Origin of the sequence: Candidatus Pelagibacter sp. HIMB123 (assembly GCF_052048195.1) — a bacterium.
Classification (GTDB): Bacteria; Pseudomonadota; Alphaproteobacteria; order Pelagibacterales; family Pelagibacteraceae; genus Pelagibacter.
Genome location: NZ_JBNAIL010000032.1, coordinates 1 through 4712, shown reverse-complemented (window position 1 = coordinate 4712; position 4712 = coordinate 1). Strand labels below are relative to the sequence as shown.

The 4712-nt window shown below is 35.1% G+C and carries 4 protein-coding genes and 1 pseudogene; all 5 read left to right on the top strand.

What is annotated here, in order from left to right; genetic code table 11:
• Positions 1-207: 207 nt before the first annotated feature.
• Positions 208-1218: a glycine betaine ABC transporter substrate-binding protein gene (locus ACTTBL_RS06555; RefSeq protein WP_075536413.1), complete on the top strand. Its 1011-nt coding sequence runs from the start codon at positions 208-210 to the stop codon at positions 1216-1218.
• A 49-nt stretch (positions 1219-1267) separates the two neighbouring features.
• Positions 1268-2155, top strand: coding sequence for an ABC transporter permease (locus ACTTBL_RS06550; RefSeq protein ID WP_440644125.1), 888 nt, complete (start codon positions 1268-1270; stop codon positions 2153-2155).
• A 57-nt stretch (positions 2156-2212) separates the two neighbouring features.
• Complete coding sequence (locus ACTTBL_RS06545) at positions 2213-2941, top strand: methylenetetrahydrofolate reductase (protein ID WP_440644124.1); 729 nt, start codon at positions 2213-2215, stop codon at positions 2939-2941.
• Positions 2934-4292 carry an aminomethyl transferase family protein gene (locus ACTTBL_RS06540; RefSeq protein WP_440644123.1) on the top strand — a complete coding sequence of 453 codons (1359 nt, stop codon included), beginning with the start codon at positions 2934-2936 and terminating at the stop codon, positions 4290-4292. Before ACTTBL_RS06545 ends, ACTTBL_RS06540 begins: the two co-directional genes overlap by 8 nt.
• 155 nt (positions 4293-4447) lie before the next feature.
• Positions 4448-4712: pseudogene (locus ACTTBL_RS06535) on the top strand (hypothetical protein); the annotation flags it as partial.

Here is a 4712-nt window from a genome sequence, read left to right as displayed (position 1 = left end):
TTATGTTGGAGACGAAAGTGCCTCTAGTGATGAGTTTAAAGACATAAGAGAAAAAAATTTTGCAGAAAAAGTCATCTTTAAACCCTAAACAAAAATTTAGGTCAGTTAAAGACAATTTTACTTCAACTATTAGTTGAATTAAATTTGCATTATTAGCTTCGATATGTTCAATTTAACTTTTAAATGAATCAAATGTTGGGAGATATAATGAAGATTAAAAGAATACTTCTTTCACTAGCTGTTGTGTTTGGTCTTACTTCTTTTGGAAGTGTTGCAAATGCAGCTTGTGGAAATATAACGATCGCTAATATGAACTGGGCTTCAGCAAACTTTATGGCTGAAGTTGATAAGATCATATTAGAAGAAGGTTATGGATGTTCAGTAGAATTAGTACCTGGTGCTACAATGCCTACTTTTACATCTATGCAAGAAAAAGGTGAGCCAGATGTTGCTCCAGAATTTTGGGCTAACGCTGCTATCATCGCTTTAAATAAAGCTGTTGACGAAGGAAAAATGCACTCACTTAATAAAGCGCCGATTACTGGTTTGGGTGAAGGATGGTGGGTATTACCTCACACACTTAAAAAACATCCAGAGCTAACAACTGCTGAAGCAATTTTAGCAAGACCAGATCTGTTTCCTCATCCAGAAGATCCATCAAAAGGTGGTTTTCATATTTGTCCTCCAGGTTGGAACTGTGAGCTAAGTAATAGAAATCTTTACAAAGCTTTTGACATGGAAGCAAAAGGTTGGGCTATTGTTGAAACAGGTTCTGCTGCAGGGTTAGATGGTTCAATTGCTAAAGCTGCTGAGCGAGGTGAAAACTGGTTTGGTTACTATTGGTCACCAACAGCTATCATTGGTAAATATGATATGAGAGCTGTAGATATGGGAGCTTGGGGTGGAAAAGATAACTGGGATAAATGTATAGTTTTACCAGAACAAGAATGTGGAGACCCTAAAGCAACTTCATGGACAAAATCTGAAGTTTACACAATCGTAACTGACAATTTCAAAAATACAGCTGGAAGTGCTGGTATGGAATACTTTAAGAAGAGAACATACCCAGGTCCAGTTATGAACGGTATGTTAGTTTGGATGGGTGAAAACCAAGCAGAAGGTGCTGATGCTGCAATTGAATTCCTTAAAACTCAAGAGAGCGTTTGGAGTAAATGGGTTTCAAGTGATGCTGCAAAAAAAATCAAAAAAGCACTTTAATTAAAAATATTATCAAACCCGCTTCGGCGGGTTTGATTTAATAAAAATTATGGACTTCTTTAATAAAATTCCTGTAATGGATAGAACGGCTCTTAGAGAGCTTAAAAAAGGAATTGACTCTAGTTTCAAAGAATTTTCAAGAGCTTATGGAGATGGGATTGAGGGTTTTTTTGATCCACTGTTACATTTTTTAATTTGGTTAGAAAAATTATTAGTAAACAGTCCATGGCCTTTAGTAATTGGTGTATTTGCTTTATTAGCTTGGATTGGATCAAGAAGTATTAAGCTTGTAATTGGTACAGTGGTTTGTTTCTTGGTAATTGGCTACTTTGGAATGTGGAAAAATTGTATGGCTACAGTTGCAATCATTTCCGTTTCTACATTAGTTTGCATTGTTGTGGGAATTCCAATTGGAGTGTTAATGTCAAAATCAGCAAGAGCAGAAAAAGCAATTTTACCTGTTTTAGATATGATGCAAACTATTCCAAGCTTTGTATATTTAATTCCAATCATTATGCTTCTTGGTATTGGTAAAGTGCCTGGTTTGCTTGCTGTATGTATTTATGCTCTCCCCCCTATTGTAAGATTAACAAATCTAGGGATTAGAGAAGTTGATAAAGAAACTTTAGAAGCCAGCGAAGCTTTTGGGGCAACACCAATGCAAAAATTAAGATCTGTTCAAATCCCACTTTCTCTACCAACTATTTTTGCTGGGATTAACCAAACGATTATGATGGCTTTAGCAATGGTAGTAATTGCTTCAATGATAGGTGTAAAAGGCTTAGGAGTCCCTATTTTACAAGCTATTTCTAACCAATATTTAGCTCTTGGAATGATGAATGGTTTAGCAATCGTAGCCTTAGCAATTATCTTTGATAGAGTAACTCAGCAGTACGGACAGCGAATTCAAAAGCACAGAGGTCAGTTAAAAAAGTAAATTAGTCTCAATCGAATTTTCTAGACTCATATTTCAAAATAAATAAAGATCTTCCCTATGAATTTTTCATTGGAAATAGGCCCTAAAACGGATGTTGATACAGTTCCAGCATTGTCTGATATTTATATAACAATGCTACCTGGGGGTGATTATAGAGAAACTGCTGATAAAGCAGTAGAACTTGTAAAAAAAGGATTTAACCCCGTACCCCATTTTCCTGCTAGATCAATGTATGATGAAAAAGAACTTAAAGATTATGTTTCTAGATGCAAAGATGGAGGCGTAAAGCAGGCCTTAATTATTGGAGGAGGGAGAGAACCGGCAGGTAAATTTGATAGTTCATTTCAACTTTTGGAGACAGGTTATTTTGAAAAAATGAAAATAGGAATTGCTGGACATCCAGAGGGGAGTCCTGATATATCCGATTCAGATTTAGAAAAAGCTATGATAGATAAAAAGCCTTACGCTGATTATATTGTAACACAGTGGTTGCTAAATCCTCAGCCTATTATAGATTTTATTTCTAAGCAAAGCGTACCAGTGCATGTGGGAATCACTGGGCCTTTAAAAATATCTAGCTTAATTAAATTTGCTAATATTGTAGGGGCAAAAAATTCCTTAAACTTTCTTAAATCTAATTTTAGTAAGGCATTGGATTTATTGAAACCTAAAGACCCTAATGATTTAATTGGGAAAGTTAAATCGTATACTGATAACTTCCACATTTATACATTCGGCGGCTTGAAGGAAACTAACAAGTGGTTGAGGGAGAATAGTTATGTCTAATGAATTTGACTATACTAAATTAAAACATGTTACTTCTGTTGATCAATCAGATAGAGAAGTACCATACAATTTAAGACAAAGTGGGCCAACAAAAGTTGAAATGTTAATTTCAACAAGGGTAAGAAAGTCACCTTATTGGCATTTATCAATGCAGGCAGGTTGTTGGAGAGCAACTGTATACAATCGTATTTATCATCCAAGAGGTTATGTAAAACCTGAAGATGGTGGAGCTATGGTTGAATACGATGCGATAGTAAACCACGTAACAATGTGGAACGTTGCTGTTGAAAGACAAATAAGAGTAAAGGGTCCAGATGCAGAGAAATTTACGGACTATGTAATCACTAGAGATGCAACAAAAATTTCTCCAATGAGAGCAAGATACGTGATTTTGTGTAACGCTTATGGCGGAGTTTTAAATGATCCAATTCTTCTAAGAATTTCAGAAGATGAGTTTTGGTTTTCATTATCAGACTCTGATATTGGAATGTATTTACAAGGTGTTAATGCTGATGGAAGGTTTAATTGTACTATTGAAGAAATTGATGTCAGTCCAGTTCAAATACAAGGACCTAAATCAAAAGCATTGATGAAAGATCTATGTGGCGATCAAGTTGATTTTGATAATATGCCTTTCTACGGCTTAGCAGAAGCTAAGGTTGGAGGAAGAGATGTTGTAATTTCACAATCTGGTTTCTCAGGAGAGGCTGGTTATGAAATTTATCTAAGAAATTCTACTTTGTACGCTGAAGATATGTGGAATGCTGTGCTTGCGGCTGGAAAAAAACACAGCTTAATGGTTATTGCTCCTGCTCACCACAGAAGAATTCAAGCGGGTATACTTTCATGGGGACAAGACATGGATCAACAACACAATCCGTTCCAATGTAATTTAGGTTATCAAGTTTCTTTGTCTGGAAAAGGAGAATGGAACAAAACTGCTGATTATGTCGGTAAGGCTGCACTAGAAAAGATGAAAGAGGAATTAAAAGCGGGAAAAAAACCTTACAAACTTCAACTGGTTGGTATGGAATTAGGTGGTAAACCTATTGATAATTATGCACCTGACTTTTGGTTAGTTTCTCCTGAAAGTGGTGGAGATCCAGTAGGATTTTTAACATCACCATGGTGGCACCCTGAAAAGAAAACAAACATTGCAATGGGATATGTTCCTTTCGATGGAACGTTGAATGCAAATGGTTTTCCAAAAGGAAAAGTAGGAACTAAATATAAAGTTCATCTACCAGAACAATATTCAGAAACTCCAGGAACACCTGTAAATGCTGTAGTGGTGGATATTCCATTCAAAGAGTCTTTCAACGCAAATACGAGAGAAGTTGTAAAAGGCTAAAATTTACTAAGGGGGAGCTAATTTCAGCTCCCCTTTTCAATTCTAATGACTAAAAGTTTTCTAATAGCAGTTTGCATTATCATTGCTATTGCTTTAATAATATTTCCATTAATTGTTTCTTATAAGGCTCAAAAAAATAAAAATAAAAAAAATTAATGTTTGCTGAATTTTTAAATATAATTTTTAAGTCAATTAAATTAGACAAAACTCTTTATTCGGATAATAAAAATTTTGGAGAAGCATCAATATACTTTGCTGGTATTATAATGATCCTAGATGGTATAGCTGGCGCAGTAGCAGCTAATACCATTATTAAAACAGCTATTGCAATGTCTGGACTAACTGCAATAGTTACCTGGCTAATATGGGCGATTTTTATTTTTGTAATTGGAGTTAAATTATTTCCTGACAGACAAACTA

Bases quoted from the DNA above. Each gene is read 5' to 3' on its own strand.
- ACTTBL_RS06545 (WP_440644124.1), top strand. From the start codon at position 2,213: ATGAATTTTTCATTGGAAATAGGCCCTAAAACGGATGTTGATACAGTT.
- ACTTBL_RS06540 (WP_440644123.1), top strand. From the start codon at position 2,934: ATGTCTAATGAATTTGACTATACTAAATTAAAACATGTTACTTCTGTT.
- ACTTBL_RS06550 (WP_440644125.1), top strand. From the start codon at position 1,268: ATGGACTTCTTTAATAAAATTCCTGTAATGGATAGAACGGCTCTTAGA.
- ACTTBL_RS06555 (WP_075536413.1), top strand. From the start codon at position 208: ATGAAGATTAAAAGAATACTTCTTTCACTAGCTGTTGTGTTTGGTCTT.